Origin of the sequence: Pseudolabrys sp. FHR47, assembly GCF_005153485.1 — a bacterium.
Taxonomy (GTDB): Bacteria; Pseudomonadota; Alphaproteobacteria; order Rhizobiales; family Xanthobacteraceae; genus Pseudolabrys.
In genome coordinates, this window is record NZ_CP039740.1 from 868,916 (window position 1) to 891,485 (window position 22,570).

General features: G+C 63.9%; 21 protein-coding genes, 1 tRNA gene and 1 pseudogene. 22 read left to right on the forward strand and 1 reads right to left on the reverse strand.

Features of this window, described 5'->3' with window-relative positions:
* Position 1: 1 nt before the first annotated feature.
* The 15 genes and pseudogenes from E8Q40_RS04315 (at position 2) to E8Q40_RS04385 (ending at position 13,838) form a co-directional block, all read left to right on the forward strand.
* The gene (locus tag E8Q40_RS04315; protein WP_137043226.1) at positions 2-493 is read left to right on the forward strand and encodes a UPF0262 family protein; all 492 of its coding nucleotides are present in this window, start codon (positions 2-4) and stop codon (positions 491-493) included.
* 40 nt (positions 494-533) lie between these two features.
* Positions 534-989, forward strand: coding sequence for an arsenate reductase ArsC (locus tag E8Q40_RS04320; protein ID WP_137043227.1), 456 nt, complete (start codon positions 534-536; stop codon positions 987-989).
* A 273-nt stretch (positions 990-1,262) separates the two neighbouring features.
* On the forward strand, positions 1,263-1,892 hold the full coding sequence (locus E8Q40_RS04325; protein ID WP_137043228.1) for a Maf-like protein: 630 nt from the start codon (positions 1,263-1,265) through the stop codon (positions 1,890-1,892).
* 153 nt (positions 1,893-2,045) lie between these two features.
* A complete protein-coding gene (locus E8Q40_RS04330; protein WP_137043229.1) occupies positions 2,046-3,554 on the forward strand; it encodes an AMP-binding protein in 1,509 nt (502 codons plus the stop codon).
* Positions 3,555-3,567: 13 nt separating this feature from the next.
* Positions 3,568-3,777, forward strand: coding sequence for a DNA gyrase inhibitor YacG (gene yacG / locus E8Q40_RS04335; RefSeq protein WP_205995678.1), 210 nt, complete (start codon positions 3,568-3,570; stop codon positions 3,775-3,777).
* A 12-nt stretch (positions 3,778-3,789) separates the two neighbouring features.
* On the forward strand, positions 3,790-4,320 hold the full coding sequence (locus tag E8Q40_RS04340) for a thiamine pyrophosphate-binding protein (protein ID WP_137043230.1): 531 nt from the start codon (positions 3,790-3,792) through the stop codon (positions 4,318-4,320).
* A gap of 50 nt (positions 4,321-4,370) precedes the next feature.
* On the forward strand, positions 4,371-4,931 hold the full coding sequence (locus E8Q40_RS04345) for a thiamine pyrophosphate-dependent enzyme (RefSeq protein WP_137046585.1): 561 nt from the start codon (positions 4,371-4,373) through the stop codon (positions 4,929-4,931).
* A gap of 106 nt (positions 4,932-5,037) precedes the next feature.
* Positions 5,038-5,113: transfer RNA gene (locus tag E8Q40_RS04350), tRNA-Phe, on the forward strand.
* A 239-nt stretch (positions 5,114-5,352) separates the two neighbouring features.
* The gene (locus E8Q40_RS04355; RefSeq protein ID WP_137043231.1) at positions 5,353-5,442 is read left to right on the forward strand and encodes a K(+)-transporting ATPase subunit F; all 90 of its coding nucleotides are present in this window, start codon (positions 5,353-5,355) and stop codon (positions 5,440-5,442) included.
* 9 nt (positions 5,443-5,451) lie between these two features.
* Positions 5,452-7,155 (forward strand): potassium-transporting ATPase subunit KdpA, encoded by a 1,704-nt coding sequence (gene kdpA / locus E8Q40_RS04360; protein WP_137043232.1) that lies wholly within the window; start codon positions 5,452-5,454, stop codon positions 7,153-7,155.
* A gap of 17 nt (positions 7,156-7,172) precedes the next feature.
* The gene (gene kdpB, locus E8Q40_RS04365) at positions 7,173-9,245 is read left to right on the forward strand and encodes a potassium-transporting ATPase subunit KdpB (protein WP_137043233.1); all 2,073 of its coding nucleotides are present in this window, start codon (positions 7,173-7,175) and stop codon (positions 9,243-9,245) included.
* 12 nt (positions 9,246-9,257) lie between these two features.
* Entirely contained in the window at positions 9,258-9,860 is a 603-nt protein-coding gene (locus tag E8Q40_RS04370) for a K(+)-transporting ATPase subunit C (RefSeq protein ID WP_137043234.1), read from the forward strand.
* A gap of 19 nt (positions 9,861-9,879) precedes the next feature.
* Positions 9,880-12,554: pseudogene (locus tag E8Q40_RS04375) on the forward strand (DUF4118 domain-containing protein).
* Positions 12,551-13,240: a response regulator gene (locus E8Q40_RS04380; RefSeq protein ID WP_137043235.1), complete on the forward strand. Its 690-nt coding sequence runs from the start codon at positions 12,551-12,553 to the stop codon at positions 13,238-13,240. Before E8Q40_RS04375 ends, E8Q40_RS04380 begins: the two are co-directional and overlap by 4 nt.
* Positions 13,241-13,382: 142 nt before the next feature.
* On the forward strand, positions 13,383-13,838 hold the full coding sequence (locus E8Q40_RS04385; protein ID WP_137043236.1) for a nuclear transport factor 2 family protein: 456 nt from the start codon (positions 13,383-13,385) through the stop codon (positions 13,836-13,838).
* A gap of 88 nt (positions 13,839-13,926) precedes the next feature.
* On the opposite strand, the gene E8Q40_RS04390 is transcribed toward E8Q40_RS04385, so the two are convergent.
* The gene (locus E8Q40_RS04390; protein ID WP_137043237.1) at positions 13,927-14,868 is read right to left on the reverse strand and encodes an IclR family transcriptional regulator C-terminal domain-containing protein; all 942 of its coding nucleotides are present in this window, start codon (positions 14,866-14,868) and stop codon (positions 13,927-13,929) included.
* Positions 14,869-15,153: 285 nt separating this feature from the next.
* On the opposite strand from E8Q40_RS04390, the gene E8Q40_RS04395 reads away from it, so the two are divergent.
* The 7 genes from E8Q40_RS04395 (at position 15,154) to E8Q40_RS04425 (ending at position 22,496) form a co-directional block, all read left to right on the forward strand.
* Positions 15,154-16,083 (forward strand): hypothetical protein, encoded by a 930-nt coding sequence (locus E8Q40_RS04395; RefSeq protein WP_137043238.1) that lies wholly within the window; start codon positions 15,154-15,156, stop codon positions 16,081-16,083.
* A 59-nt stretch (positions 16,084-16,142) separates the two neighbouring features.
* Positions 16,143-16,895 carry an SDR family oxidoreductase gene (locus tag E8Q40_RS04400; RefSeq protein ID WP_137043239.1) on the forward strand — a complete coding sequence of 251 codons (753 nt, stop codon included), beginning with the start codon at positions 16,143-16,145 and terminating at the stop codon, positions 16,893-16,895.
* Positions 16,896-17,061: 166 nt separating this feature from the next.
* The gene (locus tag E8Q40_RS04405; RefSeq protein ID WP_137043240.1) at positions 17,062-18,048 is read left to right on the forward strand and encodes a tripartite tricarboxylate transporter substrate binding protein; all 987 of its coding nucleotides are present in this window, start codon (positions 17,062-17,064) and stop codon (positions 18,046-18,048) included.
* A gap of 39 nt (positions 18,049-18,087) precedes the next feature.
* Positions 18,088-18,732: a tripartite tricarboxylate transporter TctB family protein gene (locus E8Q40_RS04410; protein WP_137043241.1), complete on the forward strand. Its 645-nt coding sequence runs from the start codon at positions 18,088-18,090 to the stop codon at positions 18,730-18,732.
* Positions 18,725-20,230, forward strand: coding sequence for a tripartite tricarboxylate transporter permease (locus E8Q40_RS04415; protein ID WP_137043242.1), 1,506 nt, complete (start codon positions 18,725-18,727; stop codon positions 20,228-20,230). Before E8Q40_RS04410 ends, E8Q40_RS04415 begins: the two co-directional genes overlap by 8 nt.
* Positions 20,231-20,249: 19 nt before the next feature.
* A complete protein-coding gene (locus E8Q40_RS04420; RefSeq protein ID WP_137043243.1) occupies positions 20,250-21,482 on the forward strand; it encodes an iron-containing alcohol dehydrogenase in 1,233 nt (410 codons plus the stop codon).
* Between the two features lie 72 nt (positions 21,483-21,554).
* Positions 21,555-22,496, forward strand: a complete 942-nt coding sequence (locus tag E8Q40_RS04425) for a LysR family transcriptional regulator (RefSeq protein WP_137043244.1) — start codon at positions 21,555-21,557, stop codon at positions 22,494-22,496.
* Positions 22,497-22,570: the final 74 nt, after the last annotated feature.

The window sequence follows — 22,570 nt, forward strand, 5'->3', positions numbered from 1 at the left end:
CATGACCGACAAGAAGAAGCCCGTGATGAAGCAGCGCCTGGTCGGCGTCACTTTGGATGAGGCTTCGATTGGCCGCTCCAATCCGGACGTCGAGCATGAGCGGGCGGTCGCCATCTACGATCTGCTTGAGCTCAACCAGTTCGCGCCGGTCGGCCATGACGGCGGGCCCTATACGTTGCACCTGAGCATCAACGATAACCGCCTGGTCTTCGACATTCGCAGCGAGGACGGCACGCCGGTGGTCGCGCATCTGTTCTCGCTATCGCCTTTGCGCCGGATCGTGAAGGACTACTACATGATCTGCGACAGCTATTATCAGGCCATCCGCACCGCGACGCCGGACAAGATCGAGGCCATCGATATGGGCCGGCGCGGCATTCACAACGAGGGTTCGCGTATCCTGATCGAGCGGCTCAAGGACAAGGTGACGGTGGACATGGACACCGCGCGCCGCCTGTTCACGCTGATCTGCGTCTTGCACTGGAAGGGGTGACGCTGATGCGTTGCGCCTCCGTTCGCCGGAATGACGACTGATGGCGTCCTCGCGGCCGCAGGCCGTGCTGTTCTCGTGCGGCTATAACGCCGTGCGCTCGCCGATGGCCGAGGGTCTGTTCAAGCAGCTTTACGGCAAGACGGTCTATGTGCAGTCGGCCGGCGTGCAGAAGGGCGAACTCGATCCGTTCGCCGTCGCGGTGATGGACGAAATCGGCATCGACATTTCGCGGCACAAGCCCATCGACTTCGAGGAGCTGGAAGACCTCGAAGGGCTGAACTTCGATCTCATCGTCACGCTGTCGCCGCCGGCGCACCACAAGGCGCTCGACCTCACGCGCACCGCGGCCGTCAATGTCGAATACTGGCCGACGGTCGATCCGACCGGCATTGAAGGCTCGCGCGAGCAGAAGCTCGACGCCTATCGCGCGGTGCGCGACCAGTTGATGGCGCAGATCAGGAAGCGCTTCGGCGCGGCGGGGCAGGGGAATGAGTGAGGCACTGCGGTAGTCGCGCTTTCCCCTCTCCCCTTGGGGGAGAGGGTGGCGAAGCCCGAAGGGCTGAGCCGGGAGAGGGGTAACTTACGACAAACGAAGCATACCCCTCTCCCGCCCTCGCTTCGCTCGGGCACCCTCTCCCCCAAGGGGAGAGGGGAAGATAAGAGGGAAGGCCGCGCTCTCGTAGCCTCGTTTGCACTCCCACCCTCCATCCGCTAGTTTCCGCGGCCATTCGAACGCTTTGTTCATTCCCCAGACGGTATCTCTAACCTCATGATCGGCCGTCCGAAATTCGTTCTCGCCTCCGGCTCGCCGCGCCGCCTGGCGCTCATCAACCAGGCCGGCATCGAGCCCGATGCGCTCAAGCCCTCCGACGTCGATGAGACGCCGAAGCGCGGCGAAATTCCGCGCGCCTATGCCAACCGGCTGGCCAAGGAGAAGGCGCAGGTCGCGCTCGACAACGTGCGCCTCGACGACGAACTGCGCGGCGCCTACATCCTCGCCGCCGACACCGTTGTCGCCGTCGGCCGCCGTATTCTGCCCAAGGCGGAGTTGCTCGACGAGGCGCAGCAGTGCTTGCGTCTGCTCTCGGGCCGCAACCACCGCGTCTATACCTCGATCTGTCTGGTGACGCCGAAAGAGTCGTTCCGTCAGCGTCTGGTCGAGACGCGTGTGCGCTTCAAGCGCCTGACTTCGGAAGACATTGAATCGTATCTCGCCTGCGGCGAATGGCGCGGCAAGGCCGGCGGCTACGCGGCGCAAGGCATTGCCGGCACGTTCATCGTCAAGCTGGTCGGTTCCTATTCCAACGTTGTCGGCCTGCCGCTCTACGAGACGATGAATTTGCTCGGCGGCGAAGGCTATCCGATCCGCTTCGGCTGGCTGAACACGGTGGTGGCGTAGAGCGCAGGAGCGAACGACATTCTCTCTTGTTCCCTCCCCCCTTGTGGGGGAGGGTTAGGGAGGGGGGTGATTGCGAGCGTGCACTGAATCACGGACCCCCACCCCCTCCCCACAAGGGGGAGGGGAGCAGGTTGCCGCAGCCACTGATATCTCATGAACCTCGCACACTGGCTCTCCCGCTCTGGTCTGTCGCATCCTCATATGCCCGCGGCGGCACTTGGGCCCCGCGTGGTGATGACCCATGGCGATCTTGCCTTGCGCGCCGCGAAGCTGGCCGGCGCGTTGCGCAACAAGCTCAAGCTTGAGCCCGGCGACCGCGTCGCCATCGCGGCGAAGAATTCGTCCGATTATCTGGCGCTGCTATACGGCATCTGGCACGCCGGCCTCGCCGCGGTGCCGGCCAATGCCAAGCTGCATGGCGCCGAACTCGGTTACATCCTCGACCATTCCGGCGCGCGCGTCTGCATCGCCTCGCAAGGCATCGACGCGGAAATCGCGCCGCATGCGCCGAAGACGCTGGAACGTCTCATCACCATCGGCAGCGCTGAGTACAACGCGCTGTTCGACGCCGACGCCATCGCTGTCGCGCCTTGCGCGGGCGACGATCTCGCCTGGCTGTTCTACACCTCGGGCACGACCGGCAAGCCGAAGGGCGCGATGCTGACCCATCGCAACATCGCCTGGGCGAGCCATGCCTATGGCGCTGAGGTCGATCCGGTCACGCCCGGCGACGCCATCCTGCACGCCGCGCCGATGAGCCATGGCTCCGGCCTCTACATCATGCAGCACGTCGCGCGGCTCGGCGTTCAGGTCGTGCCGGAGTCGGGCGCCTTCGAGCCGGACGAGATTTTCAAACTGTTCGAGCGTTGGCCGAATGTGTCGATGTTCGCCGCGCCGACCATGATCAAGCGTCTTGTCGACAGCGCCGCCGACTGCAACCCCAACAACATCCGCACTTTGATCTGGGGCGGGGCGCCGATGTATGTCGAGGATTGTCTCAAGGCGCTCGACCGCTTCGGGCCAAAGCTGGCGCAGATCTACGGGCAGGGCGAGTCGCCCATGACCATCACCACGTTGTCGAAGCAGGATATCGCGAACCGCGACCATCCGCGCTGGCGCGAGCGGCTTGCCTCGGCCGGCAAGCCCTATGCCTGTGTCGATGTGATTGTCGCGGACGACAACGGCAATCCATTGCCGCCGGGCGAAACCGGCGAGATTCTGGTCGGGGGCGATGTCGTCATGGCTGGCTATTGGCGCAACGCGGAAGCCACCGCGGCCTCGCTGCGCGGCGGTTTTCTGCATACCGGCGATGTCGGCGCCTTCGATGCCGAGGGCTACCTGACACTGAAGGACCGCTCCAAGGACCTCATCATCTCCGGCGGCTCCAACATCTATCCACGCGAGGTCGAGGAGGTGCTGCTCACGCACCCGGCCGTGCGCGAGGTCTCGGTGATCGGCCGCCCCGACGCCGATTGGGGCGAGGCGGTGGTGGCCTATGTGGTCGGCGATGCCCCAAAGGGCGAACTCGACGCCCTGTGCCTCGCGCATATCGCCCGCTTCAAGCGGCCGAAGGATTATGTTTTCGTCGACGCCCTGCCGAAGAACAATTATGGCAAGATCCTGAAAACCGAATTGCGCGCGCGCGACGCGCGGCGGCAGTGACTATATTGGGCTCATGAACAAACCGATCCGAAAGACCGCCATCATGCGCTGCCCGATCTGTGGCGAGGCGACCGATGTCGCCTTCAAGCCGTTCTGCTCCAAGCGCTGCGCCGATATCGACCTGAACCGCTGGCTCACCGGGGTCTACGCCGTTCCGGTGAAGGAAGAGGAAGACGAGGACGGCATGCGGCCGGCCGACGGCATTGAAGAGCAGAAGGACTGAGGAACGAAAAGAATGAATGCACCCGTCCTCTCCGTCGACTGGCCGGATCAGCTTTACGCCACCCTCAAGCGCGCCGATATCCGCCAGGTCGGCTACGTGCCGGACGCCGGGCATGCGCGGCTGATCGACCGCGTCCGCGCCGATCCCGATATTCACGACGTCGTGCTGTCGACCGAGGAGGAGGGCATCGCGCTCGCCGCCGGCGCCTGGCTCGGCGGCCAGCGCGCCGTGCTGCTGATGCAGTCGAGCGGCGTCGGCAATTGCGTCAACATGCTGTCGCTGGCGCGCACCTGCCGCTTTCCGCTGCTGATGATGATCACCATGCGCGGCGAGTGGGAAGAGTTCAATCCATGGCAGCAGCCGATGGGCTCCATCGTCGAGCCGGTGATGAAGCTCAACGAGGCCGAGATTTATCGCGCATTGAGGCCGGAAGAGGTCGAGGGCCTCGCCGAGCGCGCCGTGCAGCATGTGTTCGGCGACGAGCGCATCGCGGCGCTGATCCTGTCGCAGCAACTGATCGGCAAGAAGGTCTGGACCAAGTGACGGCGCAATTGACAGTCGGCCAGGACGGCAAGCTCGACCGCCGCGCCGCCATGAAGGCCTTGCTCGCCGATCGCGGCGAGGATCTCGTCGCCATTCCCGGCCTCGGCTCGACCTGCTGGGATCTCGCCGCGGCCGGCGACAACGATCGCAACTTCTATCTCTGGGGCGCCATGGGCGGCGCAGCGATGGTGGGCCTCGGCCTCGCGCTGGCGCAGCCGGAGCGGCGCGTGCTGGTCGTCACCGGCGACGGCGAAATGCTGATGGGCATGGGTTCGCTCGCCACCATCGGCATCAAGAAGCCGGCCAATCTCGCCGTTGTGGTGTTCGACAACGGGCACTACGGCGAGACGGGGATGCAGCCAAGCCACACCCATGGCGGCGGCGTCGATCTGGTGGCGGTGGCAAAAGGCTGTGGCATCGAGACGGCCATGGATGTGCGCGACAAGGCCGGGCTGGCGGCGCTGGCCGGACGGATCAAGACGCTGCGCGGCGAGGGGCCGCTGTTCGCCCGACTGGCGATTTCCGCGGCCGAGGCGCCCCGGGTGCTGCCCGAGCGCGACGGCGTCATCCTCAAGAACCGTTTCCGGGCGGCTATCGGCCTGAAAGCGTAGGGGAATTTTCGCACCCGCGGTTCTGGACAGGGGCTGGCAGTCCCTCTATAACGCGGCGCTCGACAGGGTTCGGCGGCCAACGGCCGGACATTCCTTCTGTCCTTGGGCCCAGGTAGCTCAGTTGGTAGAGCATGCGATTGAAAATCGCAGTGTCGGTGGTTCGATCCCGCCCCTGGGCACCATTTGTCCCTGTTTAAGCGCGCCAGTCGTGCCGGGCCCCTGCCGTCATTTATGACTTCTTGATGTGCGGCAATCGCAATCCGCATCGTTTCCTTATTCCCGCCGGCGTATCTGCAGTCTCGCTCCACAGCAATTGGAGGGAGCCATCATGCTCGATCTGCTTCTGCTCGCTTCGGCGGCCGGCCTTTTTGCTTTGACGCTCGGTTACGCCTTCGCCTGCGATCGACTCTGAAGGTGCGTCATGTCCATCGACTATAGCCTCGCCGCCCTCGTGACCGTGGGCGTGCTCATCTATCTCACCTACGCGCTCATACGCCCCGAACGGTTCTGAGGCCGTGTCATGACACTTATCGGCTGGATTCAGATCGCGCTGTATTGCGCCATCATCGTCGCTCTCACGCCCATAGTCGGCGGTTATATGACTCGAGTCTTCGCCGGCGAGCGCACTTTCCTGTCGCCGCTGCTGCGGCCTGTTGAAGGGCTGATCTACCGCCTCGGCGGCGTCGACGAGACCCGCGAGCAGCACTGGCTGACCTACACGGTCGCCATGCTGCTGTTCCATGTCGGTGGCTTCGCCATACTCTACGCGATCCTGCGCCTGCAGGACGTGCTCCCGTTCAATCCGGCCGGGCAGGGCGCGGTGCCGCCCGACCTCGCCCTCAACACGGCGACTTCGTTCATCACCAACACCAACTGGCAGAACTACGGCGGCGAAAGCACGCTGTCCTATCTGACGCAGATGCTGGGCCTCACGCCGCAGAATTTCCTGTCGGCGGCGACCGGCATCGTTCTCGCGGTGGCGTTGATCCGCGGCTTTGCCCGGGCCTCGGCGAAAACGGTCGGTAATTTCTGGGCTGACATCACCCGCTGCACGCTCTACATCCTGATGCCGGCCTGCATTGTCTTCACTTTGTTCCTGGTCTGGCAGGGCATGCCGCAGACGCTTGGCCCCTATATCGAAGCCACAACGCTCGAAGGCGCCAAGCAGACCATCGCCGTCGGCCCGGTCGCCTCGCAGGTCGCCATCAAGATGCTGGGCACCAATGGCGGCGGCTTCTTCAACGCCAATGCTTCGCATCCCTTCGAGAACCCGACGGCGCTGTCGAACTTCGTGCAGATGCTGTCGATCTTCGTCCTCGGCGCGGCGCTCACTAATGTGTTCGGCCGCATGGTCGGCAACCAGAAGCAGGGCTGGGCGATCCTCGCCGCGATGGGCGTTCTGTTCATCGCCGGTGTCGCGTTCTGCTACTGGGCCGAAGCCTATGGCACGCACACGTTGAACGCGCTCGGCATCACGGGCGGCAATATGGAAGGTAAGGAAGTCCGCTTCGGCATCGTCGGCTCCGCCTTGTTCGCCGTCATCACCACCGCGGCCTCGTGCGGCGCGGTCAACGCCATGCACGATAGCTTCACCGCGCTCGGCGGCATGATCCCGCTGATCAATATCCAGCTCGGCGAGATCGTCATCGGCGGCGTCGGCGCCGGTCTCTACGGCATGCTGCTGTTCGTCATCCTCACGGTGTTCGTCGCCGGATTGATGGTGGGTCGCACGCCCGAATATGTCGGCAAGAAGATCGAGGCGCGCGAAGTGAAGATGGCGATGCTCGCCATCCTGATCCTGCCGCTGATGATCCTCGGCTGGACCGCGATTGCCGTGGTCTATCCGCTGGCGGTCGCGTCGATGGCCAATGCGGGGCCGCACGGCTTCACCGAGGTGCTGTACGCCTATTCGTCGCAGACCGGCAATAACGGCTCGGCCTTCGCGGGGCTCACCGGCAACACCTTCTTCTACAATCTGTCGGGCGCGGTTGCGATGTTCATCGGCCGTTTCTGGATGATCGTGCCGGCCATGGCGATTGCCGGTTCGCTCGCGCAGAAGAAGATGGTCGCGGCGTCCGCCGGCACCTTCCCGACCACCGGCGGCCTGTTCGTCGGCCTGCTGGTCGGCGTCATCCTCATTGTCGGCGGTCTCACATTCTTCCCGGCGCTCGCGCTTGGCCCCATCGTCGAGCATCTCGCGATGCAGGCCGGCCAGCTCTTCTAATTCCGGAGTTCACGATCATGGAAACCTCCAAAGTCCGCAAGCGCGTGGTGTCGTCGTCTCTGCTCGATCCGGCCATCGTGCTGCCGGCCATCGGGCAAGCCTTCGTCAAGCTCGATCCGCGCACGCTCGCCAAGAACCCGGTCATGTTCGTACTCGAGGTTGTCACCGCGCTGACGACGGTGCTTCTTGTCCGCGACATCATGGCTGGCGCGCAGGGCATCGGCTTCGAAATCCAGATCGTCATCTGGCTGTGGTTCACGGTGTTGTTCGCCAACTTTGCCGAGGCGGTGGCGGAAGGGCGCGGCAAGGCGCAGGCCGATACATTGCGCAAGACGCGTTCGGAAACGCAGGCCAAGCGCATTCTGATGCCCGACAATTACGAGGTCTATCAGGGTGTGCCGGCCGAAAAATTGGAAGCCGGCGATCTCGTGGTGTGTGAAGCGGGCGACATCATCCCCGGCGACGGCGAGGTGATTGAAGGTATTGCCTCGGTCAATGAAGCGGCCGTGACCGGCGAATCCGCGCCGGTGATCCGCGAATCCGGCGGCGATCGTTCGGCCGTGACCGGCGGCACCACCGTCATCTCCGACCGCATCGTTGTGCGCATCACGTCGTCGCCGGGCTCGTCGTTCCTCGATCGCATGATCAAGTTGGTCGAAGGCGCCGAGCGGCAGAAGACGCCGAACGAGATCGCACTCAATATCCTGCTGATCGGCCTCACCATTATCTTCGTCTTCGCGACCGCTACAATTCCGAGCTACGCTGCCTATGCCGGCGGCGCGATCTCGGTCCTGGTTCTGGTGGCGCTGTTCGTAACGCTGATTCCGACCACCATCGGCGCCTTGCTGTCGGCCATCGGCATCGCCGGCATGGACCGCCTGGTTCGCTTCAACGTGCTGGCCATGTCCGGCCGGGCGGTCGAAGCCGCGGGCGACGTCGATACGCTGTTGCTCGACAAGACCGGCACCATCACCTTCGGCAACCGCCTGGCGACCGAAATCATTCCGGTGCCGGGAGTCTCCGAGCGCGAAGCGGCGGAGCTTGCGCTGCTGGCCAGTGACGCGGATGAAACCGCGGAAGGCCGGTCGATCGTGACTTTGGCGCAGGAGCGCTATGGCGTGCAGCGCGGGGCGCGGGCAGCGGACGCCCGCTTCATTGAGTTCTCGGCGACGACGCGTCTGTCGGGCGTCGACATCGGAGACCGCAAGCTACGCAAAGGCGCGGTCGACTCGGTGCTCAAATTCGCCCGGGAGCACGCGGGTCGCGACATCGCCGAGCCCCCGGCCTTCCGCGCCGCCGTGGACAGGATCGCGCGGGCCGGCGGCACGCCGCTCGGCCTTGTCGATGGAGGCCGTATCCTCGGCGTCATCCATCTCAAGGACGTTGTGAAGCCGGATGTGAAGGATCGCTTTGCCGCGCTGCGCCGCATGGGCATCAAGACGGTGATGATCACCGGCGACAATCCGGTTACCGCGGCCTCGATCGCATCCGAAGCCGGCGTCGATGATTTCATCGCGCAGGCCACCCCCGAAGACAAACTACGCTACATCCGCGGCGAGCAGGCCAATGGCCGCTTGATTGCCATGTGCGGCGACGGCACCAATGACGCGCCGGCGCTGGCCCAGGCCGATGTCGGCGTCGCCATGCAGAGCGGTACACAGGCTGCGCGCGAAGCCGGCAACATGGTCGATCTCGACAGCGACCCGACCAAGCTCATCGAGGTGGTCGAGATCGGCAAGCAACTGCTCATGACGCGCGGTGCGCTGACGACGTTCTCGATCGCCAACGATGTCGCCAAGTATTTCGCCATTATCCCGGCGATGTTCGCGGCCTTCTATCCGCAGCTCGGCGTGCTCAACATCATGGGCCTATCGACGCCGCAGAGCGCGATCCTGTCAGCCATCATCTTCAATGCGCTCATCATCATCGCGCTCATCCCGCTGGCGCTGAAGGGCGTGACCTACCGTCCGGTCGGCGCCGCGGCGCTGCTGCGCCGGAACCTGCTGATCTACGGCGCCGGCGGCATCATCCTGCCGTTCATCGGTATCAAGGCGATCGATGTCCTCGTCGCGGCTCTACACCTCGCGTAAGGAAGCACAATCATGCTCAAGGAAATTCGCCCGGCTATCGTGCTTGTGGTCTCCCTGACGATCATCACGGGCCTCATTTATCCGCTGGTTATGACTGGCATTGCCGGCGCCATTTTCCCGACCCAGGCGCATGGGAGTCTGATCGAGAAAGACGGTAAGGTCATTGGCTCGACGCTGATCGGCCAATCGTTCACCTCGGACAAGTATTTCCACGGTCGTCCTTCGGCGACGAGCGGACCCGACCCTAAGGATGCGACGAAGAGCGTGTCGGTGCCTTACAATGCGGCCAATTCCGGCGGCTCCAATCTGGGTCCGACCAGCAAGGCGCTTGCCGAGCGAATCGGCGCCGATGTCGAGACGCTGAAGAAGGAAAACCCCGGCGCGGCCGTGCCGGTCGATCTGGTGACCACGTCGCCCAGCGGGCTGGATCCGGATATTTCGCCCGAGGCTGCGCTGTTCCAGGTGCCCCGCGTGGCGAAAGCGCGGGGGGTGCCGGAAGCCAGCGTGCGGGGCGTCGTCGAATCCTATATCGAGGGACGAACACTGGGTGTGCTGGGCGAACCGCGTGTGAATGTGCTCAGGCTCAATCTCGCACTGGATGCCATGAAGTCCTAAGATCGGCTCAGAGGAACTGATGTCGAGCGACGAGACACAACGAGCTTCACCCGATGCGTTGCTGGCCCTCGCCCAGAAAGAGGGCCGGGGCCGGCTGAAGATATTTCTGGGCGCTGCTCCCGGGGTCGGCAAGACTTTCGCCATGCTCACCGCCGCGCACAGCGAGCGGGCGGGGGGCGCGACGTCGTCGCCGGTCTGGTCGAGACGCACGGGCGGCGCGAGACCGAGCAACTGGTCACAGGCCTCGACGTGCTGCCGCGCAAATCCATCGTCTACCGCAATCAGATGATGCGCGAGTTCGACCTCGATGCGGCGCTGGCACGACGGCCGGGTTTGCTGCTGGTCGACGAATATGCCCATACCAATGTGCCGGGCAGCCGCCACCCCAAACGCTGGCAGGATATCGATGAGCTGTTGAATGCCGGCATCGATGTCTGGACGACGCTGAACATTCAGCATCTCGAAAGCCTCAACGACGTCGTTCAGAAGATCAGCAAGGTCCGTGTGCGCGAGACGGTGCCGGATACCGTGTTCGACAAGGCCGACGAAGTCGTGCTGGTCGATTTTCCGCCGGACGAACTGCTCAAGCGCCTCGCCGAAGGCAAGGTCTATGTGCAGGAGACCGCTGCGCGTGCAGTCGAGAACTTCTTCAAGCCGCAAAACCTGACGGCACTACGCGAACTGGCGCTGCGGCGCGCCGCCGAGCGCGTCGATGCGGCACTCGTCGAGCGCATGCAAGCCCAGGCGATCGAGGGGCCTTGGGCGGCGGGCGAGCGCATTCTGGTCTGCATCGGACCAGACCCCAATTCGCCGACTGTGGTGCGTGCGGCCAAGCGCCTCGCCGACCTCATGGATGCGCCGTGGATCGCGGTGACCGTGGAACGGCCGGGATCGGTGCTCGACAATGCGGCGCGGGCGCGCCTTGATGAGGCGATGACGCTGGCGCAGAGCCTGGGCGCTGAGACGCAGACGCTGACCGGCGCCGATCTGCCGGCCGAGTTGTTGCGCTTCGCCAAGTTCGAGAACGTCACGCAGATCGTCGTCGGCCGTTCTCATGGCGGTTTTCTCGGAGAGTTGCTGCGTCGGTCGCTGCCGCACGAGCTGCTGCGCCGGGCGCAGGATATAGCCATCCATCTTGTGACGCGAGAGGGTGAGGCGCCGGTAAGGGCGAAGCGTGTCTGGCGCTGGCTGCCACCTCGTCCTCTGCATTTCGTATATGCCGCGCTGGCCGTCATGGTGGCGCTCGGTGCGGGCAAGATCATCACGCAAATCACGCCACTGCCCAACCTGTCGATGATCTTCATGCTGGCGGTTCTGTTTTCTGCCATCAATTTCGGCATACTGCCGGCCATCTTCGCGTCGCTGCTGTCTTTCGGCTTTTACAATTTCTTCTTCATCGAGCCGCGCTACACTTTCACCATCGCCGAGCCTTACGAGCTTCTGGCGCTGGTCATCTTCCTGGTCGTTGCCGTGGTGTCCTCCGCCATGGCCGGGCGATTGCGCGAGCAGGCGCGCATTGCCGCCACGCGCATGCGGGCCATGCGCCGGCTCTATGAGTTCACCCGGCGGATGTCGGGTCTGGCGACGCAGGATGCGCTCGCTGAGGGTGCTGCGAGCGAAATCCACGCCGGGCTCGGGCGGGCGGTGGTGGTGTTGTTCGCACAAGATGATGATCTAGTGCTGACCGCGGCGTGGCCGCCGGAGGACGAACTCGATGCGGCGGCGATGACGGCGGCGCGCTGGGCGTTCAACCATGTCGAGCCGGCTGGCGCCGACACCGGGACGCTGCCGACCGTGCCGTGGTACTTCGTGCCGCTGCACATCGGCGAGCGGAAGTTGGGCGTCATTGGCGTGGCGCGGGAGACGGGCGCGGCGGCTTTGGACTCCGAGGCGAAAGCATTGCTCAATACATTGTCGGAGCAAACGGCGGCGGCGCTCGATCGTGCCGCGCTGGCACGCGAGATGGTGAGTGCGAAGACGGCGACCGAAACCGAACGGGTGCGCAACACGCTGCTGGCATCGATCTCGCACGATTTCCGTACGCCGTTGTCGTCGATACTCGGTTCGGCCACCAGTCTCATTGACTATGGCGACAGGCTCGATGACGCGGCGAAGAAGGATTTGCTTGGGGGCATCAGGCAGGAGGCCGAGGGACTCGACGAAATGGTGCGCAACCTGCTCGCTATTACGCGGATCGATGCGGGCGCGCTGGAATTGCGGCGTGACTGGATCGACCTGCGCGAGATCGTCGAACGCGTCGTCGGGGCTGCGCGCCGGCGCGGTGCCGCGCAAGCCATAGCTGCCGACCTCCCGGCTGACCTGCCGCTGGTGCGCGCCGACGCCACCCTGGTGGAGCAGGCGATCGGCAATGTCATTGCCAATGCCACTGTGCATACGCCTGTCGGTACGCACGTCGCGATCGACGGCGCCGGCACCGGCGATGCGGTGACGTTGCGTGTCACCGACAACGGTCCGGGAATCGCGCCTGAAGCGCTCGTGCACATCTTCGACAAATTCGTGATTGGCGATGAGCACGGCATGGCGCATGGTGACGGCCGGCAGAGCACCGGCCTCGGCCTCGCTATTGCCAAAGGCATCATGGAGGCGCATGGCGGTTCGATCGCGGCCGAGAATTCGCCAGGCGGCGGCGCGCGTTTCACTTTGACATTTCCGCGCGAGAGCGAGGCGGCATGAGCGCCAAAACGTCGGTACTGGTGGTCGATGACGAGGCGGCGATCCTGCGTTTCCTCAAGCCGGCGCTCGAGGCCAACGACTACGACATGGACAGCGCCGGGACGGTCGCCGAGGCGGTCAAGCGCATCGCCGGGCGGCCGCCGGACATCGTGTTGCTCGATCTCGGCCTGCCGGACGGCGACGGCAAGGACGTGATCCGCCGGGTCCGCGAATGGTCGGACGTGCCGATCATCGTTTTGTCGGCGCGCGAGCGTGAGGCGGAGAAGATCGATTCGCTCGATCTCGGCGCCGACGATTACGTCAACAAGCCGTTCACCGTCGGCGAGTTGATGGCGCGCATGCGCGCGGCGCTGCGCCATCGCATGCAGCGCCAGGCGGAAGTGCCGGTGTTGCGCGTCGGCGATCTGGAGGTCGATGCCGTGCGCCATCGTGTGACGCGCGCCGGCGCGGAACTCAAGCTGACGCCGAAGGAGTTCGAGCTCCTGTCATTCCTGGCGCGGCACGCCGGGCGGGTGCTCACGCACAAACAGATTTTATCGGCGGTATGGGGTCCGGCGCATACGGAAGATACGCAGTACCTGCGTGTCTATGTCGGCCAGTTGCGGCAGAAGGTCGAGGCGCAACCCAACGATCCGCGCATTATACTTACGGAGCCAGGGATTGGGTATCGTGTGGCGGAAGGGTGATCCCCAGCGCCGCCGCCAAGGCTGTTTCGCGCATCGAAAAAGAACATGAAACGTCACGGCCGATGGCGCCGCTTTGCTACCAAGGCAGGTAAGCCCAAAGCCGCGTGCAAAGCAGCGTGCAAGACAGCGTGAAGGACCGACGATGCATTTCGACGAAGAACGGCTGAAGCTCACCCATCTGCTTCACGCGCTGCTGATCGACTACTGGCATGACGTCGATACCAACTGGGGCCGCAACGCGCCGGACTACTATACGGAAGACGCCAGATTCGTCGGCTCTCTCACCAGCTATGAGGGCCGCGAAAAGATCCGCGCCTTCTACAAGTGGCGCGAGGATCGCGGCGACCGCACGGTCGTGCACTCCGTGATCAATTTTCAGGCGTTCTTCGACGGCGGTCCTGACAAGGCAACCTGCCACTGGTTCATGATGCTCTACGCGGCCGACGGCAAGCCGGTGCTGCCGACGCATCCGCCGATCCAGATCGCCTACATGACCGACCACCTGATCAAGACGGCGGACGGCTGGAAGGTGACCTACCGCAAGTTCGATCCGCTGTTCGAAGGCGGCACGCCGCCGACCAATCCGGTGCTCAAGTAATCCGGCAGCATGATCCCGAAAAAGCCTGCTCCCCAACCTGATGGGGGCAGCAGGTTTTCGGAAAAGATCATGCTCAAACAAAAATCGCTCAAATATTGACGTCGTATTCCCGGCGCGCGGTGGCGTCGAGATGCGGGCGGTCGCTGATGAAGGCGAGCGCGTGCTCGATATTGAGTCGCGTCTCGATCAGCGGCTTCAGGATCGTCTTTTTGACGTCCTTCTGCGGCACCGATGAGGTGAAGAAGCTCACCGACATCACGGCGGCGACCTTGTCCTTCTCCATCAGCGGCACGGCGAAGGTCGTCATGCGCGCTGGCTCGGTGCGTGGATCGCGCATGGCATAACCGGCACTGCGCGCGCGCTTGAGGTGCTGGCGGAACGCGGCTTCTTCCTTGGCGCCGAATTCGCACGGAATTTGCTTGCGCAGGCGTGCGATGTGGCGCTCGCGCTCGTCGTCGCCGCAGAACGCCATATAGGCGCGGCCCATCGCGAAGCGGAACAGGTCGGGTCGCTTGCCGAGCACCGTGTTGGTGTGAACGACCGGGCTGATGGTGCCGGTCCAGTACACGATCTCGATGGCGTCGCCGTCGATGACGCCGAGGCCGATCGGCCATTTGATCTGCCGCGTCAGGCCGATCGACAGTGGCCGCGCGATTTCGATGACGCGCGGAACGCCGCCATAGCCGGCCGACAGTTCGAGCACCTTCTGGGTGACGCGATAGCCGCCGCACATGTTGTCGCGGACGACGTAGCCTTCGTGCATCAAGGTCTCGAGAATGCGCACGATGGTAGGACGCGGGATTTTGGTCGCGGCATAAATCGAATTGACCGTGACGATCGACTTCTCGTTCGCCACCTTCAGCACATTGAGGGCGCGGCACACGGCGTTGACCGGCGGATAGGAGCGGTCGAGCGGATTGGTGTGGCCGCGGCGCGAATTGGTGCGGCAGTGGATGGTGGACGGCACCAGGGCGGGCATGGCCTTGCCGACCGGCTCGACCTCCGTGAGGCTGCGAACGATCTTATTCACCTTGGGCTCCCTCGATCGGCGGTGTCGCGACTGTTCCGACAGGCGGAATTGCGGCGGATTTTGACGAATTATACCTGGACCATCCGTGCAACATAGGCCTGCCCGCCGGCAGATCGGTCCGAGGCGGACCCCATTTCATTACCCGAAATTCGACGGGATTGCGCTGCCGGATCGGGGGCCGCTGCCGCATAGTCAGGCACACGCGCGGCGCAGCCATGCGCGCCGGGCCGTCTATGGCCGCGCCCTCCGTCGGCGCTCATTCATGCGCATCAAAGGACAAGGACGATGAGCGGATTGTCGAGGCGATTGGCCTCCAAGTCGGTGTTCTCCGAGCAGGAACCGCAGGAAACCGGCAAGGATGGCCTTGCCAGAACCTGGATCACCCGTGGCGGCAACTTCGCCGTCTGCGTCTCGGAGGTGAAGCCGGGCGCGGTGCTGGCGCGGGACGACAATCCGGAAGAGTACATGGTCATCCTGCCGCCGGGCGGCGCGTCGATCACCATCGACGCGGGCGGTGAGAAGGTGGAGGCGGAACCGGAGTCCCTGACCATTGTTCCGCCCGGCGCGAGCCGGGTGGTGGCGCGCAGCGCCGGCAAGGTGGCGCGGATTTTCTCGAAGGCTTCGGCCGACATCATGGCGCTCGCCGTCAACAAGGACACCTATGCCGACGGCGCGCCGGAACTGGCAAAGCCCGACCTGTGGCCGGCGCCGGTCGGCGGCTTCAAGCTGCGCCATTATCCGCTGGCGCAATATCTCGACCCGAAAGGCGACCGTATCCAGCCGCGCTGTTTCCGCTCGACCAATATGATGGTCAATTTGTTCGGCCAGTTCTTCACGCGCCGGCCGACCAATTCGCTCAGCCCGCACTGGCACGACGACTTCGAGCAGGGCTCGCTCTGCTTTGAGGGCACCTGGGTGCACCACCTGCGTTACAACTGGGGTGCGGATATGAGCACCTGGGTGCCGGATGATCATGCGGAGATGGCAACGCCTTCGCTGGTGGTCATTCCGGCCTTCGCCATCCACACCAGCCGCTGCATCGGCAAGGACGGTCCTTCGAGTTCGCTCTATGACATCTTCTGCCCGCCGCGCATGGACTTCGCGTCGAAGAAAGGCTTCGTGATCAACGAAGACGAATACCCGCTGCCCGTCGTCGAGGGCGAGCAGAAGGTCAAGACCGGCGGCACACTGCTGAGCTGGCAGAAGCCGGGCTGATCCCGAAATCGGGCCCCACGGCCGCGCACCCATATTGGAATTCGAAAGACAGAGGTCTCATGCAGCAGGTTGTCATCGTTACCGGCGCGAGCAGCGGCATTGGCGCCGCCACCGCGCGCATGCTGGGCGCCGCCGGCGCCCATGTCGTCGTCAATTACAACAGCTCGAAGGAACTGGCCGACGGCGTCGTCGGCGACATCGTCAAGGCCGGCGGCAAGGGTATCGCCGTCAAGGCCAATATGGGCGTTGAGGCCGATATCGTCCGGATGTTCGAGGAAACGGACAAGGCGTTCGGGCGGCTGACCGGCCTCGTTAACAATGCCGGGGTCAACGGCCCGCAGCATCGCACTGCCGACACCTACGATTTCAAGGAGGCGATGGATATCTTCGCCGTCAACGCGGTCGGCGTGCTGATCTGCTGTCGCGAGGGCATCAAGCGCATGTCCACCAAATTCGGCGGCAAGGGCGGCGCGATCGTCAACATCTCCTCCATCGGCGCGCTCACCGGTTCGCCGGGACGCTTCACCCATTACGCCGGCTCCAAGGCCGCGGTCGACACCATGACCAAGGGTCTGGCTGTCGAGGTGGCGCGAGATGGCGTCCGCATTAATTCAATCCGTCCGGGCATGATTGACACGCCGATTCACGCCAAGGCCGGGCAGGCGGACCGGGTTGCGGAATTCGCCGCCAAGAACCCGCTCGGTCGCGCTGGCCGGCCGGAGGAAGTGGCCGAAGCCGTCATCTGGTTGCTGTCGGACAAGGCCTCGCTCGTGACGGGCGCCGTGCTCGATGTGATGGGTGCCCAGCGCTAAGGGGCGACGGGCGGGCTCTCCCGGCCCCCTGTTTCATTGTCCGAAACTGGGCGTCTGTCCGGTGGGCCGAGACCGAAATTTCTCTAGCATCCCGGCATTCGGCAAGTCCCAACGCGGGCGACGACAAGTCCGCGATCGTGCGAAAGACCCAAAGGGAGAGACGACGATGAATCGAACTTCGGAAACCCGTCCGCTGCGGAGCCTGGCCGTTGCCGCCGTAATCGCCGTTGCGACCGTTGCGGGTGGCACCGCCTCGGCCCAGCAATATCCCGCCAAGAACATCACCGCGATCGTGCCGTTTGCTGCCGGTGGCGGCGCCGACACGCAAACGCGCATCTGGGGCGCGGCGATCGCGCCGATCATCGGCCACCGTATCATCGTCGAGAACAATGGTGCCGCCGCCGGCATCCCCGGCACCAAGCAGGGCATCGCTGCCGAGCCGGACGGCTATACGGTGCTGATGGGCGTCGCCTCGACCATCGCCATCAATCCCTTCAGCAACAAGGCGGCCGACTACAAGCCGCTCGAAGATCTTCAGGCCGTCGCCATGATCGGCTACACGCCCTACGTCCTCGTGGTGGCGAACAATCTCAACATCAAGTCCTTTCCGGAGCTGATGAAGTACGGCAAGGAAAACCCCGGCAAGCTGACTTATGCGAGCTGGACCAGTGTCGGCGATCTTGCGCGTCGCGGCCTCGAGCTGCGCTCGGGTCTCGCCATGACGCTCGTGCCGTACAAGGGTTCGGTGGACGCCATCAACGACGTCGTCGCGGGACGCGCTTCGGCCACCATCGCCGACTCAGGGTCGATCATGCCGTTCATCAAGTCGGGTGCCGTGACGCCGATCGCGATCACCACGCCGCAAAAGTCGTCGTCGCTGCCGAACGTGCCGACAATCGACAAGCTCGGCGTCAACGACTACATCATCGATTCCTGGGTCGCGATGTTCGTGCCGAAGAAGACGCCGAAGGCCATCGTCGAGTATCTCAACGCCAGATCGCGCGAGGCGCTCAAGACCAAGGCCGTGCAGGACCGCTACGCAGAAGTCGCGATCGAGTATCTCGACTACAGTGCCGACGAAACGCAGGCCTTCATGGAGCGCCAGACCAAGAGCTGGAAGACTCTCATCGAGCAGGTCAACGCCAAGAAGTAAGCGGCGCGGCGGGGCGCCGTCCGCAATCGGGGTTTAAGCGTGACATCGCATCACACCAAGCCGCAGCAGACAGTCGTCCCGCGTTTTGAGCGGGTCGACGTGATCGGAGGCGCGCTGATGGTCTTCATCGCCGCCTTGATCTGGTTCGGCGCGAGCGCCCTCGACGGCGGCACGCTGGTCCGGATCGGTTCCGGCGCACTGCCGCGGGGCCTGGCCGTTCTTCTGTTCGTGGCCGGTGCCGCCGTTCTCGTTCAGGGCTTGCTGCAGGGCAACGACCGGGCCGAGCGCGTCTATCTGGCGGTTCGTCCGTCGGCGATCGTGCTCGCCGCCATCGTGCTGTTCGGCCTTTTCATTCGTGGCGGCAATTTCGGCCTGTTCTCGACGCCGCAGCTCGGTCTGATAATCGTCGGTCCGCTGACGGTGTTCATCGCCGGCAGTGCGACGCCGGAAATGGATTTGAAGAGCCTGATCGTGTTGTCCTTCGGCCTGACCGCCGCGATGCTGCTGATCTTCATGGACCTGCTCAGCGTCACCATCCCGGTGTTTCCGAAGTTCATCCAGGACCCGCTGACCTTCGCGATCGGTATCGACGCGCTGGTGCGGATTGCCTACGTCGCCTATGCGGCGATCGCGGCGGTGCTGTACGTCTTCTTCTTCGGTCTGCCGGAGATGCGGCGTGGCTGATCTGTTCAACAATCTCTATGTCGGCTTCGCGGCCATCATGTCGGTGCAGAACGTCTTTCTGTGCTTCGTCGGCTGTCTACTCGGCACGCTGATCGGCGTTCTCCCCGGCATCGGCCCGCTGGCGACCATCGCCATCCTGATGCCACTGACCTACAATGCCGAGCCGATCGGTTCGCTGATCATGCTCGCCGGCATCTATTACGGCTCGCAATATGGCGGCTCGACGACGGCGATCCTCGTCAACATGCCGGGCGAAACTTCGTCGCTGGTGACGACCTTCGACGGTCATGCCATGGCGAAGCAAGGCCGGGCCGGCAAGGCGCTGGGCATCGCCGCCATCGGCTCCTTCATCGCCGGCACCTTTGCCACCTTCGTCATTGCCGGCACCGCGATCCCGCTGTCGAAGCTGGCGCTGAGCTTCACGGCCGGCAACTATTTCGCGCTGATGGTGCTGGGCCTTGCCCTCGCCATCGTTCTGGCCGGCGGTTCGGTGGTCAAGGCTGTCTGTACGCTGATCATCGGCATCGTCATGGCGCTGATCGGTGCCGACCAGATCACAGCGGAGCCGCGTCTCACCTTCGGCCTGCAGATCCTTTACGACGGCTTCGACATCGCCATCGTGTCGATGGGACTGTTCGGCATTGCCGAGATCCTGCGCAATCTCGAATTTCCGGAACAGAAGCCGTTCGTCGGCGCAGTGACCGGCGGCTTGCTGCCTGACCGTGAGGATATCAAGCAGTCCGCCGGCGCCATCGCGCGCGGTTCGGTGCTCGGCTCCATCATCGGCATCATTCCCGGCAATGGCGCAACCTTGTCGTCTTTCGTGTCCTATGCGTTGGAGAAGGCGCTCTCCAAGCGGCCGGAACGCTTCGGCAAAGGCGCCATAGAGGGCGTCGCCGGGCCAGAGTCGGCCAACAACGCTGCCGCGCAGACAACGTTCATTCCGTTGCTGACACTCGGCCTGCCGTCAACAGCGGTGATGGCGCTGGTCGGCGGCGCCATGACATTGCACGGCGTCGTGCCCGGCCCGCAGGTCATCACCAAGCATCCTGACCTGTTCTGGGGCGTGGTGTCGTCGATGTGGGTTGGCAACCTGATGCTGGTCGTCATCAATCTGCCGCTGATCGGAATCTGGGTGAAATTCCTCAAGGTGCCGTATCACCTCTTGTTCCCGACCATCGTGCTATTCTGCTGCATCGGCATTTACTCGGTGAACTCGCGGCCGTCGGACGTGCTGGAGGTCGCTGCCTTCGGCGCGCTCGGTTATCTGTTCTACAAGCTCCGGTTCGAGCTGGCACCGCTTCTGCTTGGCCTCGTGCTTGGTTCAATGCTGGAAGACAACCTGCGGCGCGGCCTCATTCTCAGCAACGGCAATGTGTGGACCTTCCTGAGCGAGCCGCTGACGCTGGCGCTGCTCACCGCAGCGTTTCTCGCGCTGGGCTCGGCGCTGGTGCCGTCGTTCAGTAAGGGCCGCGAATTGCTGGTCGACGAAGATTAAAGCGGTACAGGAGTTGGAATTGTCATTGTTCGGAACACTGCGCACACCGCGCAATCTCGTCTTCGGCGCCGGCCAGCGTCGGGCGCTCGCCGGCTATGGCAAGGCTCTGGGCAGCCGCGCGCTGGTCGTCACCGACCAGCGCCTGAGCGGCGACGCCGACTTTCTTCAGATGATCGGTTCGCTGAAACAGGCTGGCCTGCAGGTTCGCGTCTTCGACGGCACCATCGCTGAGCTGCCGGTCGAATGCATCGCGCGCGCCGTCGACGCCGGCAAGGCGCTTGGCGCCGATCTTGTTATCGGCATCGGCGGTGGCAGTTGCATCGACGCGGCGAAAGTCGCCGCAGTGCTGCTGGCGCATGGCGGCCGGATTTCCGACTACTACGGTGAGTTCAAGGTGCCGGGTCCGGTGCTGCCGCTCATCTCGCTGCCGACGACATCGGGCACCGGCTCGGAAGTGACTCCGGTCGCGGTCGTCACCGATCCCGATCGTGCGGTGAAGGTGGGGATCGCCTCGCCGCACATCATCAGCAATACCGCGATCTGCGATCCCGAATTCACATACTCCTGCCCACCGGGCCTCACTGCCGTGTCCGGCGCCGATGCGCTTACGCATGCCATCGAGGCCTTCACGACTATGCGCCGCGAGCCGACTGGCTCCATCGTTCACGAGCACGTCTTCCTCGGCAAGAACGTGCTCAGCGACAACTACGCGCTGACGGCGATCTCGTATATCGCGGGAAGTCTCAAGCGTGCGGTCGACAATGGCGCCGACAAGGAGGCACGCGAGCGCCTGATGCTCGGCGCGACCATGGCCGGGCTAGCCTTCGGCACCGCCGGTACCGCGGCGGCGCATGCCGTGCAGTATCCGGTCGGCGCCATGACGCACACGCCACATGGCTCCGGCGTCGCCGTGATGATGCCTTACGTGATGGAATTCAATCGCGGCCATTGCGAGCCGGAACTGGCCGAGATCGGCCGCGCGATGGGCCTCGATCTTGGCGCGCGCACGGTGGGGGAAGCGGCCGGCGCCACCATCGACGCGGTCGAAAGCCTGTTCGCTTCCATCGGCATTCCGAAGACCATCGCCGATCTCGGCTTGGTGAGGGCGCAACTGCCGACGGTCGCCGAACAGGCGATGGGCAGCGCGCGGCTCATCAAGAACAATCCGCGTCCGATTGAACTCGCAACTATGGCCACTTTGGTGGAGGCAGCCTTCTCAGGCGATCGGGCGAGCCTTCGTTCGGGTGCCTAAGGGATTAATCGGGTTGTAGCCCGCTTGGCCGTTTGTTGATGGCCTCGTAGGGAACGGATAGCATGGCTTTCCATGCTTACGCTCCGGCAAATCGAAGTCATCCGCGCCATCATGGTGACCGGCAGCATCGCCGGTGCTGCGCGGCTGCTGAACGTGGCGGCGCCCGGCATCAGCCGTTTGATGAAGTACTCGGAGGACTCGCTCGGCGTCCGGCTGTTCGATCGCCGCGCCGGGCGATATGTGCCTACGGCGCAGGCGCGCAACATCTTCGATCTCTTGGACACCGTCCATCGAAAGCTGGAGGAGCTGCAACTGGCGGTCGACAATCTTGGTCGCGGCCGGTCGCAGGAGTTCTGCCTTGCTTCGGTTCCCAGCATTGCCAACGTGATGCTGCCGCGCGCCATCGCGGGACTGAGACGACGCTTTCCGGATCTCGGGCTCGACGTCAATATCGTGAAAATCGAGGAGGCAATCGACTTTCTTCTGCTCGGCCGGGGCGAGGTGGTGGCGATCTCATCGCGCTTCGAGCATCCGCTGATCAAGTTCGAGCCGCTGGCAAGCGGTCGACTGCTGTGCATTGTGCCGGAGAACAGTTCGCTTGCCTCGCGCAGGAAAATCACGCCGGCTCAGATGTCGGAGCATCCTCTTATCGGTATCAATCCCAAAGATCCTTACGGCGCCATCATGGCGGCGATGTTCGTCGATGCGGGGATCGATTACCGGATGAACGTGAAAGCGCGCTTCGGCACCACGGTGTGCAGTCTGGTGGCGGCGGGTCTCGGCATCGCCATCATTGATGAGTTTACGGTGGCGCATAACGCCGTGCCCGGACTCAAGGCGCTCGAAATCGACGCGCCCAGCGAATTCCACACTTATGCTGCCTACCGTAACGATCTGCCGCTGTCGGCATTCGCCGAAGAATTCATCGGCATCCTCCGGGCCGAGATGATGGCGGTCAGTTCGCTGCGCCAGAAATCGCGCCGACCCCGCAAGATCGTGCGCAGGCGGCGATAACATGATGTTACGGAAGCGATAAAAAATAGTAATCGCGGTACGTAGGCCGATTTGGTACTTTCTGGCCCGAAAAT

Coding starts and splice junctions, on each gene's coding strand:
- E8Q40_RS04345 (WP_137046585.1), top strand. CDS start 4,371: ATGAAGGCCTTGCTCGCCGATCGCGGCGAGGATCTCGTCGCCATTCCC.
- E8Q40_RS04370 (WP_137043234.1), top strand. CDS start 9,258: ATGCTCAAGGAAATTCGCCCGGCTATCGTGCTTGTGGTCTCCCTGACG.
- E8Q40_RS04320 (WP_137043227.1), top strand. CDS start 534: ATGGCGTCCTCGCGGCCGCAGGCCGTGCTGTTCTCGTGCGGCTATAAC.
- yacG (WP_205995678.1), top strand. CDS start 3,568: ATGAACAAACCGATCCGAAAGACCGCCATCATGCGCTGCCCGATCTGT.
- E8Q40_RS04425 (WP_137043244.1), top strand. CDS start 21,555: ATGCTTACGCTCCGGCAAATCGAAGTCATCCGCGCCATCATGGTGACC.
- E8Q40_RS04405 (WP_137043240.1), top strand. CDS start 17,062: ATGAATCGAACTTCGGAAACCCGTCCGCTGCGGAGCCTGGCCGTTGCC.
- E8Q40_RS04315 (WP_137043226.1), top strand. CDS start 2: ATGACCGACAAGAAGAAGCCCGTGATGAAGCAGCGCCTGGTCGGCGTC.
- E8Q40_RS04400 (WP_137043239.1), top strand. CDS start 16,143: ATGCAGCAGGTTGTCATCGTTACCGGCGCGAGCAGCGGCATTGGCGCC.
- E8Q40_RS04340 (WP_137043230.1), top strand. CDS start 3,790: ATGAATGCACCCGTCCTCTCCGTCGACTGGCCGGATCAGCTTTACGCC.
- E8Q40_RS04380 (WP_137043235.1), top strand. CDS start 12,551: ATGAGCGCCAAAACGTCGGTACTGGTGGTCGATGACGAGGCGGCGATC.
- E8Q40_RS04395 (WP_137043238.1), top strand. CDS start 15,154: ATGAGCGGATTGTCGAGGCGATTGGCCTCCAAGTCGGTGTTCTCCGAG.
- kdpA (WP_137043232.1), top strand. CDS start 5,452: ATGACACTTATCGGCTGGATTCAGATCGCGCTGTATTGCGCCATCATC.
- kdpB (WP_137043233.1), top strand. CDS start 7,173: ATGGAAACCTCCAAAGTCCGCAAGCGCGTGGTGTCGTCGTCTCTGCTC.
- E8Q40_RS04355 (WP_137043231.1), top strand. CDS start 5,353: ATGTCCATCGACTATAGCCTCGCCGCCCTCGTGACCGTGGGCGTGCTC.
- E8Q40_RS04325 (WP_137043228.1), top strand. CDS start 1,263: ATGATCGGCCGTCCGAAATTCGTTCTCGCCTCCGGCTCGCCGCGCCGC.
- E8Q40_RS04330 (WP_137043229.1), top strand. CDS start 2,046: ATGAACCTCGCACACTGGCTCTCCCGCTCTGGTCTGTCGCATCCTCAT.
- E8Q40_RS04385 (WP_137043236.1), top strand. CDS start 13,383: ATGCATTTCGACGAAGAACGGCTGAAGCTCACCCATCTGCTTCACGCG.